This is a genomic window from Kordiimonas lacus (assembly GCF_001550055.1).
Lineage (GTDB): Bacteria > Pseudomonadota > Alphaproteobacteria > Sphingomonadales > Kordiimonadaceae > Kordiimonas > Kordiimonas lacus.
Genome location: NZ_LRUA01000003.1, coordinates 558,943 through 574,677, shown reverse-complemented (window position 1 = coordinate 574,677; position 15,735 = coordinate 558,943). Strand labels below are relative to the sequence as shown.

Annotated in this window: 14 protein-coding genes; 11 read left to right on the top strand and 3 right to left on the bottom strand. The window is 56.1% G+C overall.

Features of this window, described 5'->3' with window-relative positions:
• Positions 1-18 precede the first annotated feature (18 nt).
• The 8 genes from KORLAC_RS06040 to KORLAC_RS06005 all read left to right on the top strand — a co-directional run bounded on the left by KORLAC_RS06040 (position 19) and on the right by KORLAC_RS06005 (position 6,728).
• Positions 19-489, top strand: coding sequence for a cell wall hydrolase (locus KORLAC_RS06040; protein WP_068304400.1), 471 nt, complete (start codon positions 19-21; stop codon positions 487-489).
• Positions 490-564: 75 nt separating this feature from the next.
• On the top strand, positions 565-1,167 hold the full coding sequence (gene rimM, locus KORLAC_RS06035) for a ribosome maturation factor RimM (RefSeq protein ID WP_074519389.1): 603 nt from the start codon (positions 565-567) through the stop codon (positions 1,165-1,167).
• Positions 1,167-1,886 carry a tRNA (guanosine(37)-N1)-methyltransferase TrmD gene (gene trmD / locus KORLAC_RS06030; protein WP_068304397.1) on the top strand — a complete coding sequence of 240 codons (720 nt, stop codon included), beginning with the start codon at positions 1,167-1,169 and terminating at the stop codon, positions 1,884-1,886. Before rimM ends, trmD begins: the two co-directional genes overlap by 1 nt.
• Before the next feature lie 6 nt (positions 1,887-1,892).
• A complete protein-coding gene (gene rplS, locus KORLAC_RS06025; RefSeq protein ID WP_068304395.1) occupies positions 1,893-2,276 on the top strand; it encodes a 50S ribosomal protein L19 in 384 nt (127 codons plus the stop codon).
• 179 nt (positions 2,277-2,455) lie between these two features.
• Positions 2,456-3,868, top strand: a complete 1,413-nt coding sequence (leuC, locus tag KORLAC_RS06020; RefSeq protein ID WP_420913270.1) for a 3-isopropylmalate dehydratase large subunit — start codon at positions 2,456-2,458, stop codon at positions 3,866-3,868.
• 15 nt (positions 3,869-3,883) lie between these two features.
• Entirely contained in the window at positions 3,884-4,489 is a 606-nt protein-coding gene (leuD, locus tag KORLAC_RS06015; protein ID WP_068304391.1) for a 3-isopropylmalate dehydratase small subunit, read from the top strand.
• 19 nt (positions 4,490-4,508) lie between these two features.
• Positions 4,509-5,591, top strand: a complete 1,083-nt coding sequence (gene leuB / locus KORLAC_RS06010; RefSeq protein WP_068304389.1) for a 3-isopropylmalate dehydrogenase — start codon at positions 4,509-4,511, stop codon at positions 5,589-5,591.
• A gap of 114 nt (positions 5,592-5,705) precedes the next feature.
• A complete protein-coding gene (locus KORLAC_RS06005) occupies positions 5,706-6,728 on the top strand; it encodes an aspartate-semialdehyde dehydrogenase (protein ID WP_068304388.1) in 1,023 nt (340 codons plus the stop codon).
• A gap of 70 nt (positions 6,729-6,798) precedes the next feature.
• On the opposite strand, the gene KORLAC_RS06000 is transcribed toward KORLAC_RS06005, so the two are convergent.
• Positions 6,799-8,040: a GAF domain-containing sensor histidine kinase gene (locus KORLAC_RS06000; protein ID WP_068304386.1), complete on the bottom strand. Its 1,242-nt coding sequence runs from the start codon at positions 8,038-8,040 to the stop codon at positions 6,799-6,801.
• A gap of 217 nt (positions 8,041-8,257) precedes the next feature.
• Between KORLAC_RS06000 and KORLAC_RS05995 the strand changes: the two genes are divergently transcribed.
• Together KORLAC_RS05995 and KORLAC_RS05990 are read left to right on the top strand one after the other, a co-directional pair.
• Positions 8,258-10,084, top strand: a complete 1,827-nt coding sequence (locus tag KORLAC_RS05995) for a M2 family metallopeptidase (protein WP_068304384.1) — start codon at positions 8,258-8,260, stop codon at positions 10,082-10,084.
• 62 nt (positions 10,085-10,146) lie between these two features.
• Positions 10,147-11,010: an HpcH/HpaI aldolase/citrate lyase family protein gene (locus KORLAC_RS05990; protein WP_074519390.1), complete on the top strand. Its 864-nt coding sequence runs from the start codon at positions 10,147-10,149 to the stop codon at positions 11,008-11,010.
• Between the two features lie 14 nt (positions 11,011-11,024).
• On the opposite strand, the gene KORLAC_RS05985 is transcribed toward KORLAC_RS05990, so the two are convergent.
• Both KORLAC_RS05985 and KORLAC_RS05980 read right to left on the bottom strand, forming a co-directional pair.
• Positions 11,025-12,935 (bottom strand): alpha/beta hydrolase family protein, encoded by a 1,911-nt coding sequence (locus tag KORLAC_RS05985; RefSeq protein WP_068304379.1) that lies wholly within the window; start codon positions 12,933-12,935, stop codon positions 11,025-11,027.
• A gap of 99 nt (positions 12,936-13,034) precedes the next feature.
• The gene (locus KORLAC_RS05980; RefSeq protein WP_068304377.1) at positions 13,035-14,999 is read right to left on the bottom strand and encodes an alpha/beta hydrolase family protein; all 1,965 of its coding nucleotides are present in this window, start codon (positions 14,997-14,999) and stop codon (positions 13,035-13,037) included.
• A 340-nt stretch (positions 15,000-15,339) separates the two neighbouring features.
• Between KORLAC_RS05980 and sdhC the strand changes: the two genes are divergently transcribed.
• Positions 15,340-15,735: a succinate dehydrogenase, cytochrome b556 subunit gene (gene sdhC, locus KORLAC_RS05975; RefSeq protein WP_068304375.1), complete on the top strand. Its 396-nt coding sequence runs from the start codon at positions 15,340-15,342 to the stop codon at positions 15,733-15,735.

Here is a 15,735-nt window from a genome sequence, read left to right as displayed (position 1 = left end):
ATATAAAATATGGATGGGATGCGGTTTAGCACGAAACTCAAACTGACGGCGATTGGCGTATTGCTTTTGGCCATCACCAGTGCGTGGCTACATTGGAAGCATAATGTCGAATGGGCGGCGCGTGTGGCTTGGGGCGAAGCGCGCGGCGAACCTGATGACGGGATGCATGCTGTCCTGAATGTCATGATGAACCGCAAGCGGGACCCACGCTTCCCGAACAGCTTGTCAGGTGTGGCGCTGCAGCCCTACCAGTTCACAGCCTATAATCCGGATGATCCCAATCGGCGGAAACTTGACGCTGTAGCTGAGGACGACCCCAGTTTTCAGCGCGCCAAATGGCTGGCCACCTTCGCCCAACTGGGGCTGTTGTGGGACATCACGGAGGGTGCCACCTATTATCACAGTGCGGGTATCGAACGCCCGGATTTCCTTTCAGAGGCGAAAGTCAGCGCCATCATCGGCAATCATATCTTCTATGTGGCGGACTAAAGAGCGCAGAATTCTTGACTCTTCCCCCGCCGCACCATAGACACGCGGCTGACTTTTATTGTCAGGACCATAGACATGGCTAACGCATCGGAAGAACGCCGCCAGCGCGGTATTGAAGACGGTTGGATCTGCGTGGGTGCCTTTGCGGGCGCGCACGGGGTTCGGGGCGACGTGCGCCTGAAGTCTTTCACCGATGTGCCGAGTGCCCTGTTCGCCTATCCATCCCTTCACAAGGGGGCGAACGGCCCGGCGCTCAAGGTCAAGCTGCTCCGCGACGCGCCCGACGGTTTCATCGTGCGGGTTGACGGTGTGATGAACCGCGAAGACGCGCAGGCGCTGAAGGGCACCCGGCTTTATGTCTCCCGCGAGGCGCTTGAGGCCGAAGACGAAGATGAGTTCTATCTGGCTGACCTGATCGGGCTTGAGGCCCGCGATGCCTCGGGTGCTGTGCTCGGCATCGTGCGCGCGGTCGAGAACTTTGGCGCGGAAGACCTGCTGGAACTGGTGCTGACAAAACCCCTCAAGGGCCTTGGCCGCCACGCCTTCATTCCGTTCCGCAAGGCCTATGTGCCGGTGGTGGATATCCGTGGTGGATTCGCCGAAATCGCCTTTGATGACTGGGTTGAAACCCACATCAGCGAACGCGACCCAGACGACATGGAAGAGGGCGCGAAATGATGGACCCGCTCTTTACCGCCCAGATCCTGACAATCTTCCCGGATATGTTCCCGGGGTGTCTTGGCCAGTCGCTCGCGGGAAAAGGCCTGAATGAGGGCAAATGGGCGCTAAAAACGCTGGACATCCGCGATTTTTCGAGCGATAAGCACCGCTCGGTGGACGATACCCCCGCGGGCGGTGGCCCGGGGATGGTGATGCGCGCCGATATTTTGGGCAAGGCAATTGATGCCGCGAGAGCGGACGCCAAGCCTGAATGGCCCCTGGTTTACATGAGCCCACGCGGCAAACGCTTCGATCAATCGGAGGCGCAGCGCTGGCAGGAAGCAGGGGGTGTCACGCTACTGTGTGGTCGCTTCGAAGGCGTTGATGAACGCGTTCTTGAAGCCCGGGGCGTGGAAGAAGTGAGCGTTGGGGATTTTATCCTCTCGGGTGGTGAGCCCGCGGCGCTTGTGATGCTGGATGCGGTGGTTCGTCTGCTGCCGGGCATCATGGGCAAAACCGAAACGCTCGATGAAGAGAGCTTCGAAAGCGGGTTACTTGAGTATCCGCAATATACCAGGCCTCAGGTCTGGGAAGGTCGGGAAATTCCCGAGGTGCTCACAAGTGGGCACCATAAACGCGTCGCCCAGTGGCGCCGTGAAAAAGCAGAAGAGTTGACCCGTTTACGCCGGCCGGATCTCTGGTCGACCTATGAGCAGGCAAGTAAGAAAAAAGGTTGAAGACCGATGAATATTATTCAGAAGCTCGAGCAAGAGCAGATCGAAAAGCTGACCGAAGGTAAGGAAATCCCAACTTTCGGTGCTGGTGACACCCTGCGTGTTAACGTGAAGGTTCGCGAAGGCGAGCGTGAGCGTATCCAGGCTTATGAAGGCGTATGTATTGCGCGCTCCAACAAAGGTGTGAGCTCCAACTTCACCGTTCGTAAGATTTCTTACGGCGAAGGCGTTGAGCGTGTATTCCCGCTCTATGGTCCGGTTGTTGACAGCATCACTGTTGTTCGTCGCGGTAAAGTACGTCGTGCGAAGCTCTACTACCTGCGTGGCCGTACTGGTAAGTCTGCTCGGATCGCCGAGAAGAAAGACTTCAATCGCGGCAAGAACGCGAAATAATATTTCAAACTTTCGGCACTTTGCTTATTATTTGTTGCGAAGCGCTGAGGGTGGATATAAAGAACGGGGGCGGGACGCAGGTCTGGCCCCCGTTTTTCATTTTGGCCGGTTTGAAATTGCTGGCGCCGATGGCTGAAAAGGCTTTGCGCGCGAAGGGCTTCCACACCGGCAGGTACTGACTGGAGTTTGAGATGCCAAAAACGATGTATGATAAGATTTGGGACCATCATGTTGTGGAAGACCGCGGCAACGGTGTGGCCCTTCTATATATCGACCGGCATCTAGTGCATGAAGTGACCAGCCCCCAAGCGTTTGATGGCCTGCGCGCGGCGGGCCGCCCGGTACACCGGGTGGACAGCATCATCGCGGTGCCGGACCATAATGTGCCCACCAAAGACCGTGACAAGCCGAACCCGGACCCCATGTCCACGGCCCAGCTGACGGCGCTTGAACAGAACGCCAAGGAATTCGGCCTCGATTATATCGACATGACCGACGACCGGCAGGGCATCGTGCATGTGGTGGGCCCCGAGCAGGGCTTTACCCAGCCGGGTGTGACGCTGGTGTGCGGGGACAGCCATACCTCCACCCACGGGGCGTTTGGCGCGCTGGCGTTCGGCATCGGCACATCTGAGGTTGAGCATGTGCTGGCAACCCAGACGCTCGAGCTGAAGAAATCAAAGAATATGCGGGTGACCGTTACGGGCGAGCTGCCGAAAGGCTGTTCCGCCAAGGACGTCACGATGGCCATCATTGGCGCCATCGGCACCGGGGGCGGTACGGCGCATGTGATCGAGTACGCAGGCCCCGTGATCGAGGCGCTGAGTATGGAAGGACGGATGACGCTCTGTAACATGTCGATCGAGGCGGGCGCGCGCGCAGGCCTTGTGGCGCCGGACGAGAAGACATTCAACTACCTGAAGGGTCGCCCCTATGCGCCGAAAGGTGGCCAGTGGGAAGCGGCGGTAAATTACTGGAAGTCGCTGAAGTCCGACGACGGTGCCGTGTTCGACAAGGAAATCACCATCGACGGTAGCGCCATCGTGCCACTGGTGACCTGGGGCACCAGCCCCGAGGATGTAGTGCCGGTAACTGCGAATGTGCCCGGTCCGGATGATTTCAAAGACCCCGCCAAGCGCGAGGCGGTCGAAAAGGCGCTGGATTATATGGGCTACCCGGCTGGCACGCCGATGACCGGCTTCAAGATCGACCGGGTGTTCATCGGCAGCTGCACCAACAGCCGGATCGAGGACATGCGCGAGGCAGCCTCCATCATCAAGGGCCGCAAAGTTGCCGACCATATCATTGAGGCCATGATCGTGCCGGGCTCCGGCCTTGTGAAGCTGCAGGCCGAAGAAGAGGGTCTGGACAAGATTTTCACCGAGGCGGGCTTTGAGTGGCGTGACCCGGGATGTTCCATGTGCCTGGCCATGAACCCTGACAAGGCAGGCCCGGGCGAGCATGTGGCCTCGACCAGCAACCGGAATTTCGTCGGTCGCCAGGGCCCAGGCGCGCGCACGCATCTTGTCAGCCCCGCCATGGCGGCGGCTGCGGCGATCGCCGGCCACTTTGTTGACGTCAGAAACTTTTAAGCGAGGAGAAGACCCATGGAAAAATTCGTCAGCGTCACCTCCATCGCCACGCCGTTCCCGCGCGTGAATGTGGATACCGACATCATCATCCCGGCCAAGCACCTCAAGTCGATCAAACGCACAGGCTTTGGCGAGCACGCGTTCGAGACCGTGCGCTATAACGCCGACGGCAGCCGGATCGAAAACAATGTCTTTGATGGGCCCAAATACAAAGGTGCCAAAATCCTTATCGCAGGCGATAACTTCGGTTGTGGTTCCAGTCGCGAGCATGCGCCGTGGGCGATTGCGGAGCTTGGTTACCGCTGCATCATCGCCCCAAGCTTCGCCGACATCTTCGCGGGTAACTGCGTCAAGAACGGCATCCTGACCGTGGCGCTCAGCCAGGACGAAGTGGATGCGCTCGTGCTGGCCGCAGAAGCCGGGCACGAGATTCATGTGAACCTGAATGACCAGACGGTCACGTGCCAGAACGCGAAATATGAGTTCGACTTCAACCCGGCGCACAAGGAAATGCTGCTCAATGGCCTCGATGAGATCGGCCAGACGCTGCAGGCTGCCAGCGTGATCAAGGGCTATGAAGACAAGCAAAAACTGATGACCCCGTGGCTGTTCCGCGGCTGATAAAGACGAGAGTTTGGATATGACCACACATAAAGTGATGCTCCTGCCGGGTGACGGCATCGGCCCTGAAATCATGGCAGAAGTGCGCCGCGTTATGGGCTGGATTGAAGGCGCTTATGGGGTGTCTTTTGATGTTTCCGAAGGCCTGATTGGCGGTTGCTCCTATGAAAAATTCGGCCATCCGCTGACAGACGACACATTGGCGCAGGCGAAAGCCTCCGACGCCATCGTCATGGGCTGTGTGGGCGGCCCGCAGTGGGACGGCAAGACAGACTATGACAAGCGCCCGGAAGCGGGGTTGTTACGGCTCCGTAAGGATCTCGATCTGTTCGCGAACCTCAGGCCCGCCATGTGCTTTGACGCGCTTGCGGATGCCTCCAGCCTGAAGCGCGAATATGTTGCCGGCCTTGATATCCTGTTCGTGCGCGAACTGGCGGGCGGCGTGTATTTCGGTGAGCCGCGCGGCATTGAAGACCTGCCCGGAGGCGGGCGTGTGGGCATCAACACCCAGCGCTATACGGACCAGGAGATCATCCGCATCGCCCGCGTGGCGTTCGAGATGGCGCGCAAGCGGAACGGCCTTGTTCATTCAGCGGAAAAAGCCAATGTGATGGAATCGGGCCTTCTGTGGCGCGAGGAAGTGACCAAACTTCACGCGGCGGAATATTCGGATGTGAAGCTGGAGCATATCCTGGCCGATAACTGCGCCATGCAGTTGGTGAAGAACCCCAAACAGTTCGATGTGATCCTGACAGACAACCTGTTTGGTGACCTGCTTTCTGACGCCGCAGCGATGCTGACAGGCTCCCTGGGCATGCTCCCAAGCGCGAGCCTCGGCTCTGGCGGGCCCGGCCTTTATGAGCCCGTGCATGGCTCCGCACCTGATATTGCAGGGCAGGGCATCGCCAACCCGATTGCGGCGATCCTGTCGTTCGCGATGGCGCTTCGTTACTCCCTGGATATGGGCGACGCAGCTGACAAGGTTGAAGCTGCAGTGTCGAAGGCGCTGGATAGTGCCCGCACGGGTGACATCTGGGCCGACGGTTTCGAGAAAGTCGGAACCACTGGTATGGGTGACGCCATTTTGAAAACACTTGGCTGAAACGCCCCTAAAGCGTAGAAATACTAACTATTTGCGCAAATACTTCGTGTTTGCTTTTTTGAGTGGAGCAGTGTGAATAGACGCTCCAATTTTTGCACCCCATAGGAGATTAAGATGGGTTTTCGTGTCGCTGTTGTAGGTGCGACTGGTAATGTCGGTCGCGAAATGCTGAATATTCTGAATGAGCGGGAGTTTCCTGCCACAGAAATTATTGCGATTGCATCCCGAAAATCCATGGGCCAGAAGGTGGATTACGGCAATAAGGAACTCACCATTCAGGCGCTTGATACGTTCGATTTCACGGGCGTTGATATCGCGCTGTTTGCTGCTGGTTCCGGTGTGTCGAAAGAGTATGGCCCCAAGGCTGCCGATGCTGGCGCCATGGTGATCGACAACTCGTCCTTCTACCGCATGGACCCGGACGTGCCGCTGGTGGTGCCGGAAGTGAACCCGCATCACCTCCTGAAGATCAAGAAGAACATCATCGCCAACCCGAACTGCTCGACCGCGCAGATGCTGGTGGCCCTGAAGCCGCTGCATGACGCCGCTGTGATCAAGCGCGTTGTTGTGTCGACTTACCAGTCTGTGTCCGGTGCCGGTAACGCCGCGATGGATGAGCTTTTCAGCCAGACTCGCGCGATCTTTGTGAACGACCCGATCAAGCCTGAGAATTTCACCAAGCAGATCGCCTTCAACGTGATCCCGCACATCGATGTCTTCATGGATGACGGCTACACGAAAGAAGAGTGGAAGATGGTGGCCGAGACGCACAAGATGCTGGACCCGGACATCAAGCTGACGGCCACATGCGTGCGCGTGCCTGTGTTCGTGGGCCACGCGGAATCGATCAACATTGAGTTCAAGAAGGAAATCACCGAAAAGCAAGCGCGTGCCCTGCTGCGCGAAGCACCCGGCTGCCTTGTGATCGACAAGCGCGAAGACGGCGGCTACATCACGCCACAAGAATGTGTGGGTGATTTCGCCACCTTCATCAGCCGTATCCGCGAAGACAAGACGGTCAAGAACGGCCTGAACATCTGGGTGGTTTCCGATAACCTTCGGAAGGGCGCGGCGCTGAACGCGATCCAAATTGCGGAATCGCTGCTGAACCAGGGCATCCTGAAAGCTGCTGCGTAAAGCTGCTTTTGGAAAGCGTGAGACATTCAAAATGCCGGGGCGACTGCTCCGGCATTTTTGCATTCAGGCCTTAGATAAAGCCGTCGTCGTCATCGATTACCAGATCGGGCGGGAACACCAGATGCGCCTTGGTGCCCTTGCCAACTTCACTCTCTACCTCCAGCCGGGCCTTCTGGCGGTCCATCAAAACCATGGTGGTGGGAATGCCAAGCCCTGAGCCTTCCTGATGCATGTCATAGGCATTCTTGAAGTTGGTCAGCGGTTCACACGCCTTGGTCAGTATGTCATCTGTCATGCCGATGCCGGTATCGATTACGCTCAGAACAGCGCTGCCGTCTTCGCGCTTTGTCACTTCAATCGCCACATGCCCGATGCTGGTGTATTTCACCGCGTTCGTCAGCATATTCATCAGGGCCTTCTTGGTATGGCCTGCATCGCCCTTCACATACAGCGGTTCGGTCCGGGTGGCGGCCAGGATCTTCAGATGCTTTTGCGCAGCCTGGTGCTGGATCATGCGGTTGCCGGTGCGCGCCAGGTCGGTCAGGTCGAACTTCTCTGATTTTGCCGTTTCATCGGAAATTTCGAGCATCGCAAGGGACATGATATCGCTGATCAGCGTCAGCAACCCTTCACCAGATGCACAAATTTCTGCCGCATATTCCTGAACCTGGGGGCCTTCGATCTGCCTGTCGCGAATAAGCGACGCATAGCCAATGATGGCGCTCAGGGGTGTTCTCAGCTCGTGGGTGATATTGGCCATGAACATGGACTTGGAATAGTTCAACAGCAGCGACTGGCTTAGCGTTTCGCGCATGGTGTCCAGAGCCTTATGGTGCTGCAGTTCCACTTGCGTGCGGCATTGGGCGGCGCGGAGGCAGTCGAAAAGCTGGCTGTCCTCAAGCTTCATGCGGCTTTCAGCCACAACTGCGCCAATGGCGGTTCCCTGGTCGTCGAACAGCGGGAATCCCACATAGGCTTCTATCTGTTCTTTCTTCAGGAAGCTGTCTTTGGGATAGCGGGTCTGCACCGTGGCCTCATGGAGACAGAAGTCCTTATTGACGGTTTCAAGGCAGGGGGTGTCATTGATGGGCCAACTCTGGAAGTCCATATGGGCACCGTCCCAGTAAAGCGAGATAGTTTTCATCTCTTCTCTGTCGTCGGACAGCAGCCCGACATAGGCGATGTCCGCGCCCATGTCCTCACACAGCAGTTTGGTCAAGGCATTAAAATAGGCTTTGCCGACAAGACTGGCGATCTTGTCCAGCACAGATTGCCCTTGGGGCGGTGTTGATTTATTGGCCTTGTCGGTCATACGGTTTCTATCTGACCCCCGTCATGGCGGGCAGGCACGGCCCTTGCGGACAACCTTCCTCAAAACAGATGCCTGCAGCCTCCTGATCATATCGTGAAGATGGTTAATGAATCGTCAGTGATTGTATCCAATCGTGTTGACTTATCGGGGACGATTTGTAAGACCGATATGGCTGGATCGGTGTGGGGACTCCGATAAGGCCTTGAAAGGGGATATCATGGCACAGTTTAAATCAGGACTATCAACCATCGCGCTGATGTCGGCGATGGCACTTGGGCTTGCGGCATGTGGCGACACAACCACTGAAAAAGAAAAAGCACCAACCGCAGAAGACGCGGCAGCCTTCATGGCAGATGCCGAGAAACAGCTTTTTGATGAAAGCGTCAGCCTCAGCCGCAAGGCATGGGTGCAGGCAAACTTCATCACTGTGGACACGAACGCCATTGTTGCGGAAGCGGACGAAGCCTTCACCCTTCTGGGTGTGAAGCTGGCGAACGAGACCAAACGGTTTGAGAATGTGGAGCTGCCCGCAGAGCTGCGCCGCAAAATGAACATCCTGAAGGGTGGGCTGACCCTGCCGGCACCGGATGATGCCGCAAAAACGGCTGAGCTTGCCAAGATCAAGGCGAACCTTGATGCCACATACGGCACCGGCAAGGTCGAGATGGAAGGCCAGACACTGTCGCTGGGCGGTGTGTCAGACATCATCGCGTCCGACCGCACACCAGAGCGCCTGCTGGCGGCTTGGGACGGCTGGCACAAGATCTCGAAGCCGATGAAAAGTGACTACGCCCGCATGGTTGACATCGCCAATGAAGGCGCGCGGGAACTCGGTTACAAGGACGTGGGCGCCATGTGGCGCTCCGGCTATGACATGGACCCGGACGAATTCGCCACCATGGTTGACGGCCTTTGGGCTGAAGTGAAGCCGCTCTATGATGCGCTCCATTGCCAGGTACGAGCGAAATTGTCTGATTTCTATGGTGACCGTGTCGTTTCAGATACCGGCCCGATCCCGGCACACCTGTTGGGCAATATGTGGGCGCAGGAATGGGGCAACATCAATGATGTGGTCCAGCCTGACGCGGCCGCGGGCGGCAGCCTGGATGTGACCAGCCTGCTGGTTGAAAAAGGCTATGACGCGAAGAAAATGGTGAAAACGGCTGAAGGCTTTTTCACCTCGCTTGGTTTTGAGCCACTGCCGGATACCTTCTGGGACCGGTCGTTGTTCGTCAAACCGGCGGACCGTGAAGTGCAGTGCCACGCTTCCGCGTGGGACATCGACAATAAAGACGACGTGCGTATCAAGATGTGCACCAAGGTGAATGCGGAAGATTTTGTTACCGTGCACCATGAGCTTGGTCACAACTTCTACCAGCGCGCCTACAAGAACCAGGACACGCTGCACCTGAATGGCGCCAATGACGGCTTCCATGAAGCCATCGGTGATATGGTTGCATTGTCGATGACGCCAGATTACCTGAAGCAGATCGGCCTGATCGACGAAGTGCCGGAAAGCACAGACCCGGTACCGGCGCTGATGCGCCAGGCGCTTGATAAAGTTGCCTTCCTGCCGTTTGGCCTGATGGTGGATAAGTGGCGCTGGCAGGTCTTCTCGGGCGAGGTAACACCAGACCAGTATAACGACGCCTGGTGGAAGCTGCGTGAGGAATATCAGGGCCTGAAGGCACCGAACGACCGCCCTGCGGACGCGTTTGATCCGGGTGCGAAGTACCATATTCCGGGCAATACGCCTTATATGCGCTATTTCCTTGCCCGCATCCTGCAGTTCCAGTTCTACAAGGCCGCTTGTGACCAGGCTGGCTGGACTGGGCCGCTCTATCAGTGCTCTATCTACGGCAACAAGGAAGTAGGCGAGAAGTTCAAGGCCATGATGGAAATGGGCGCCTCGAAGCCCTGGCCGGATGCGCTTGAAGCCTTCACCGGCAGCCGCGAGATGAGCGGTGAAGCGATCATCGCCTATTTCGAGCCGCTCAAAGCCTGGCTTGATGAGCAGAACAAAGACCGCACCTGCGGTTGGTAACACGCTGAACAAGGGGCCCGGTATGCTATCATGCCGGGCCTTTTGTATCCGGAGACCATGAAATGACCTTAGCCCGCCCCCGCAGAAGCATGCTTTTCATGCCCGCTTCAAATGCCCGCGCACTTGAGAAGGCCAAAGGCTTGCCTGCTGATGGGCTGATCTTTGACCTTGAAGACGCTGTGGCGCCGGAAGCCAAAGATGAGGCGCGCACACAGGCCGCAGCTGCTGTCGCGTCTGGTGACTATGGTGGGCGAGACCTGGTGGTGCGTATCAATGGGCTGGATACTGACTGGTGGCGGGATGACCTGAAGGCCGTGGTGCCCAACCATCCCTTTGCAGTTCTGATTCCGAAGGTAGAGGGCCCGGAGGCCATCCATAAAGTGGAAGAAGAAATCACCTGGCACAGCGCCCATCCGGACATGGAAATCTGGGTCATGATCGAGACGCCGAAAGGCTTCCTGAATGCAGGCGCGATTGCTGCGGCCAGCGACCGGCTGACCACCTGGGTGGTGGGCACGAACGATCTGGCCAAAGACCTGCGCGCCAAACACACGAAGGACCGTCTGCCGGTGATCACGGCGCTCGGGCTGGCGCTGTTGCATGCGCGGGCGAACGGGCTGACGATCCTTGACAGTGTTTACAGTAATTTCCGTGACGCAGAGGGGTTCGCGTTCGAATGCCAGCAGGCCAAGGAACTGGGCTTTGACGGCAAGACGCTGATCCACCCCGCACAAGTGGACGTGGCCAACAGCACCTTTGCACCAAGCGAAGACGAGCTCACCCTCGCGCGCCGTATGCTGGCCGCCTTTGATGAAGCAAAAGCTGAAGGCAAGGGTGTGGCCGTGCTGGACGGCAGGATGATCGAGGAACTGCACCTTGAAGAGGCCCGGCGCATGGTGACGATGGCCGAAGCCATCGCCGGATAATTTGCGTCTCGGGCCTAGTTGGCCGCGACGCGCGTGTTCAGGTGCTTTTCAAGGAAGGTCAGTGATTCCACGAGGAAGGTTTCCCGTGCTTCGCGATTGACGAGCCAGTGGGTCCCTTTGGCTATCTTGACGAACTTGACGTCTTTCTTTTGGCTCCTGAGAGCGTCATACATGCGGTCTGATTGATTCAACTGAACGCGCGCATCATCTTTGGCATGGATCAGCAGAACGGGTGTCTCAAACTTATCTGCCAGATGTTTTGGTGATACGCTCTCGGGCTCCCCTTCTTTCGGATGCATATCCTTGACCCATTCCAGATCTTCGCCGCCGATAAACTTGTATTGTTTGTCGCCGATGAAGAAGGGTAAATCGGCGACACCGTTACCGCTTACAGCGCAAGCATAGAGGTTCGGGTTCTGTGCGGCCCCAATAAGGGCGGAGTAACCGCCATATGACAAGCCGAGGATACAGATGCGGTTTTTGTCCGCGATTCCTTCCTTGATCAGCCAGTGGGTGGCATCCGTAACATCACGCTGCATCACCCCACCCCACTCATGGTAACCCTTCGCTTCAAACGCCGGGCCATAGCCGGTTGATCCTCGGAAATTTGGTTGGAAAACAGCAAATCCTCGGGCAGCTATTGCCTGCACAATATAGTTGTAATAAGCGTCACTGCGTGAACGGGGACCGCCGTGTGGCATGATGACCATAGGCAGGTTTTTGGCCTCCATACCGACAGGTATAGTAAGGTAGCCGGGAATTTCCAGCCCATCCTGTGCGGTGAAGCTGACGGAAGATATTTTTGCGAGTGTTGTTGGATCAAGTTCTGGGTGTTTTGCTGTAACTTGGCTGAGCTTCTTTTCGGCCAGATCAAAATGATAGTAAACGCCAGGTTCTTGATCACTTCTGGACAGGATCAGATATGCTTTCTTATCGAGCGCTTTTCCCACGATCAGATTGTTTCTATCGGGAATCGCACGATTAATGAAGGCATGAAACTTTTTGTAATAGTCATCCCAATAGAAAATTTCACTGTGGTCAAGTGTGTATGAGACGCCGATTGGACGCCGCGTGTTCGGGGCCACGACGAGGTCGTCAACATCCACCTTTGGATGAGAATAGATCTCTTCCAAAACCTTGCCGGAGTGCATATCAACCTTGAATAGACCTAGGGTTCCATGTTGGCTGGGGCCCCGGCCATAGGCAAACTGGGGATCGTCGAAGAAGCCCAGGATACCAAACCCTTTGTTGGCCCATTCGTGGTTTGAGACATTTTGCCATTCCCCATCAGGCATCCGATAGTAGGGTACAGTTTCGCCGTCCTTTTCTGCGATGCCATATCGGGCCTCATTTTGTTGGTCGAGGTGCCAGGCATATATATCCATCAGGGAGTACTGGACCACTTTATGGTTGCCTGTTGCCAGGTCAAATTCCACGACGTCTTCACCATAGGGCGCCAATATGTGGTTCGGATCATCCGGCAACAGATCGTAGTAGCCATATCCTGACTGTTTCAGAACTTGGAAATTTTGACCGTCTCGGCGAATGGCGGCCAGCATGTATTTTTCCCGCTTCGACCGGACATAGCTTCTGTCGATCTGTGTCTGAGAGTACCCGATTAGCAGGAATCCGTTGCTGGCCCAGCGAAACCAGTCTATGTCCGCGTTCTTGTGAAAGGGAACAGCCACCTGGCTACCGCCAAGCCGGTGCTGTATCATCAGAACTTTACGACCTTCGAAAGGTGTCAGGTAGGCGATGAATGCGCCGTTTGGCGACATTTGAAGCTGATCAAACGCCGGCAGCTGCGCAAACTTTTCTGCAGTTGCAGCCACTGAAGTTTGTTGTGCATGCACGGTTGCTGTCGAGGCAGCCAGCAACAGTGCCGCAGCCAAGCCACCCAACAGGCGGCGCAATGAGATTTTCATGAAGTCCCCCAAAGACCAGTTGATAAACCAAAGGTTAGCTATAGCGGCCTTTTGTGTTGACGGCAACGGCCCGAGGCACCAATTTTGTCCATCAGACACTTAATCATTGCCGATATGCGCTTTCAGAAATTTTTCCGTCTCAGATAGAAGGGTTGCCCGTGATGCTGCGGTTACCATGTAATGGTCACCGCTTTCGATTTTCACGTACCGGGTTTCCTTGCCCAATTTTTCCAGTCGATCATGCAGTTTTGCCGATTGGTCATAAGGGACCCGACGGTCATCACGCGATGCCATGATCAGGACGGGCGTGTTGATTTCTTCGGCGCGATCATAGGGCGAAATATCTTCGTCTCTCTTGCCTTCCAGGCCCCATTTTTTGCCCCAGGCCTTGCCGCCGATAAAGTTGCGGTCATTGGCTTTCATGGAAGGAATGTCAGTTACGCCGTTTACGGAAATGGCGCATTGATACAGGTCTGGCTCCTTGATTACCCCCATAAGTGACGCGTAGCCGCCATAAGATGCGCCCACGATGCAGATACGGTTCGGGTCGGCATACCCTTTTTCGACGATCCAGTGTGTGGCGTCTGTGACGTCATCTTGCATCAGGCCTCCCCATTGGTTTTCGCCGGCTTCCTGGAAAGCCGGCCCAAAGCCGGTTGAGCCACGGAAGTTTGGTTTGATGACCAGATAGCCCCGGTCTGCGAGGAACTGAGCCCAATAGTCCCAATCTGCGGTGTCACGGGCTTGCGGCCCGCCATGTGGAAGAACCACTGTCGGCATAGTCCTTGGCGTGTCGGTGTGGTGTGGAATTGTCAGATAAGCGGGAATGGTGCTGCCATCCCGAACAGGAATATCGACCCGGCGCGTTACTGCAGATTTCGTGACGTCGATATTGGGATAAGCGCTGGTGATAAAGTGCAGTTGGCCCTGGTCGCGGTCGAACAGATAATAAGCACCGGGAACTGTGTCTGAGGCGCTGTAGATTAGATACAGGCGCTTCTCTTTTGCCTGGCCGGCAATATAGTTGACGGTGTCTGGCAGGGCTTTGTTTATGCTACGTTTGATCAGTGCCAGGTCCTTGTCGAAATAGGTGATCCTGTAGTGATCGTCGACATAGGCCACGCCTGATACATGACCAGTGATCGGGTGTTCGGTGACACTGGAAATGTCATATTCAGGGTGTGAGAAGAGCTTTTCGATAATCTCGCCGGTTTCGACATCGATGGAAAACAGACCTTTGGTGCCGCTGTCTGTCTGGCCACTGACATAGATGATCTGGGGGTCTGGCGAGAAGCCTTCGAAATCATATTTCTTGCCCCAGTCTGTCTTGTCCAGATTGATCCAGCCGTCCTTCTCTGTCTTGTAGATGGTGAACCATTCATCAGACCGGAAACCGATGCCAAGCCGGATTTCCGAGTTATGGTCAGTGTGCCAGCTGTGGATATTGTTGCGCTCGCGTCTGACCGGTCTTCTGCTACCCGACCTTACGTTGACCCTGAAGACTTCACTTTCGCCGTTGAGGTCGAAATCCATCGCCATCAGGATATTGTCCGGATCTTCCCATAGGAAGTCGACAATACGTTCATGGAGAGAGACATGCTCGTTCCCAGACCTTGTGGCCCTCAAGCGTCGCTTCGGCTTGCCAAGCCACAAGAAATTATTGGTCTCCCGATCAAAGGAAAATATCCGGGTGTTGAAGGTCTGGTCGCGAAACTCGCTCCGGCGCATAAGGGCGCCTACCTTTACCAGCAAGACACGGTCGTTCGCCCAATAGAAACTTGATATTTCGGAATCTTCGGGTGCCGGGATAAGGCCGCGTTCCGAGCCATCCAGATTCTGAAAGATCACAGCCTTTCGGCCTTCATATTGGACGCTGTAGGCCACAGACCCGCCACCAGGCGATAGTTTGGCGCCAGAGAAATCTGGTAGCGTGGCGAAGGCTTCTATCGGTGTTTCGGCCGGTGTCTCGGCAAGCGCAGGAGAGACCATGGACATGCCGGCAGCGGCGAGACAGGTAATGGCTGTGGCGAACCATGCCCTGATCAGGCTTGAAGATGAAATCACGTTTTTCCCCAATAAAAGTGATCAAGTTGTATTTGGTACACCTACAAGTTAACAAGCGATGCTGGCTTCTTCAAGTCTTTGCGCGGGAAACCTGCTTTGGCATGTTTTTCACAATCAAGCTTCGCGCCGATCGTGATGACAGCGCTGGACGTGGGGGCGAGTCACCCTAGATATTGCCGTGAAACAGGAAAAATGTCCCTTATTTCCCAATTCCTTCCTTGCGAAACCCGGGGCTGGGGCGTTAAAAACAATGCCTGATTCTTTCGCAGTGCAGCATCCGGCACGTGCGAGGCTAACAAAGTTAATTCCGCCGGAATTAAACATGTCAGGGGATTTATTCATGGCGCAAGTGAAACGCCCGCTCTCTCCCCACCTGCAGGTGTACCGCTGGGGATGGCACATGGCAGCGTCCATTATCAACCGGGCAACCGGTGTGGCGCTTGCTTTTGGCTCTATCCTCCTTACCTGGTGGCTGGTGGCTATGGCGACAGGGCACGACTATTTCGATCAAGTACAGGGCTATGCAGGCTCCATCATCGGGCGTCTCGTCCTGTTTGGCATCACCTTCGCGCTGATGCAGCATCTGGCGGGCGGCATTCGCCACCTGTTCATGGACGCCGGCAAGCTTTATGAGCTGAAGGCCAATACCTCATCGGCGCGACTGACCTTTGTGTTCTCGATTGTCATGACAATCGTGATCTGGGTCGCGGCCTACAAAGTAATGGGGGTGATGTAA

Excerpts from the sequence above, each read along its gene's own strand:
- KORLAC_RS05990 (WP_074519390.1), top strand. The coding sequence starts at position 10,147 with ATGACCTTAGCCCGCCCCCGCAGAAGCATGCTTTTCATGCCCGCTTCA.
- rplS (WP_068304395.1), top strand. The coding sequence starts at position 1,893 with ATGAATATTATTCAGAAGCTCGAGCAAGAGCAGATCGAAAAGCTGACC.
- leuB (WP_068304389.1), top strand. The coding sequence starts at position 4,509 with ATGACCACACATAAAGTGATGCTCCTGCCGGGTGACGGCATCGGCCCT.
- sdhC (WP_068304375.1), top strand. The coding sequence starts at position 15,340 with ATGGCGCAAGTGAAACGCCCGCTCTCTCCCCACCTGCAGGTGTACCGC.
- KORLAC_RS06040 (WP_068304400.1), top strand. The coding sequence starts at position 19 with ATGCGGTTTAGCACGAAACTCAAACTGACGGCGATTGGCGTATTGCTT.
- KORLAC_RS06005 (WP_068304388.1), top strand. The coding sequence starts at position 5,706 with ATGGGTTTTCGTGTCGCTGTTGTAGGTGCGACTGGTAATGTCGGTCGC.
- rimM (WP_074519389.1), top strand. The coding sequence starts at position 565 with ATGGCTAACGCATCGGAAGAACGCCGCCAGCGCGGTATTGAAGACGGT.
- trmD (WP_068304397.1), top strand. The coding sequence starts at position 1,167 with ATGGACCCGCTCTTTACCGCCCAGATCCTGACAATCTTCCCGGATATG.
- KORLAC_RS06000 (WP_068304386.1), bottom strand. The coding sequence starts at position 8,040 with ATGACCGACAAGGCCAATAAATCAACACCGCCCCAAGGGCAATCTGTG.
- KORLAC_RS05995 (WP_068304384.1), top strand. The coding sequence starts at position 8,258 with ATGGCACAGTTTAAATCAGGACTATCAACCATCGCGCTGATGTCGGCG.
- leuD (WP_068304391.1), top strand. The coding sequence starts at position 3,884 with ATGGAAAAATTCGTCAGCGTCACCTCCATCGCCACGCCGTTCCCGCGC.
- KORLAC_RS05985 (WP_068304379.1), bottom strand. The coding sequence starts at position 12,935 with ATGAAAATCTCATTGCGCCGCCTGTTGGGTGGCTTGGCTGCGGCACTG.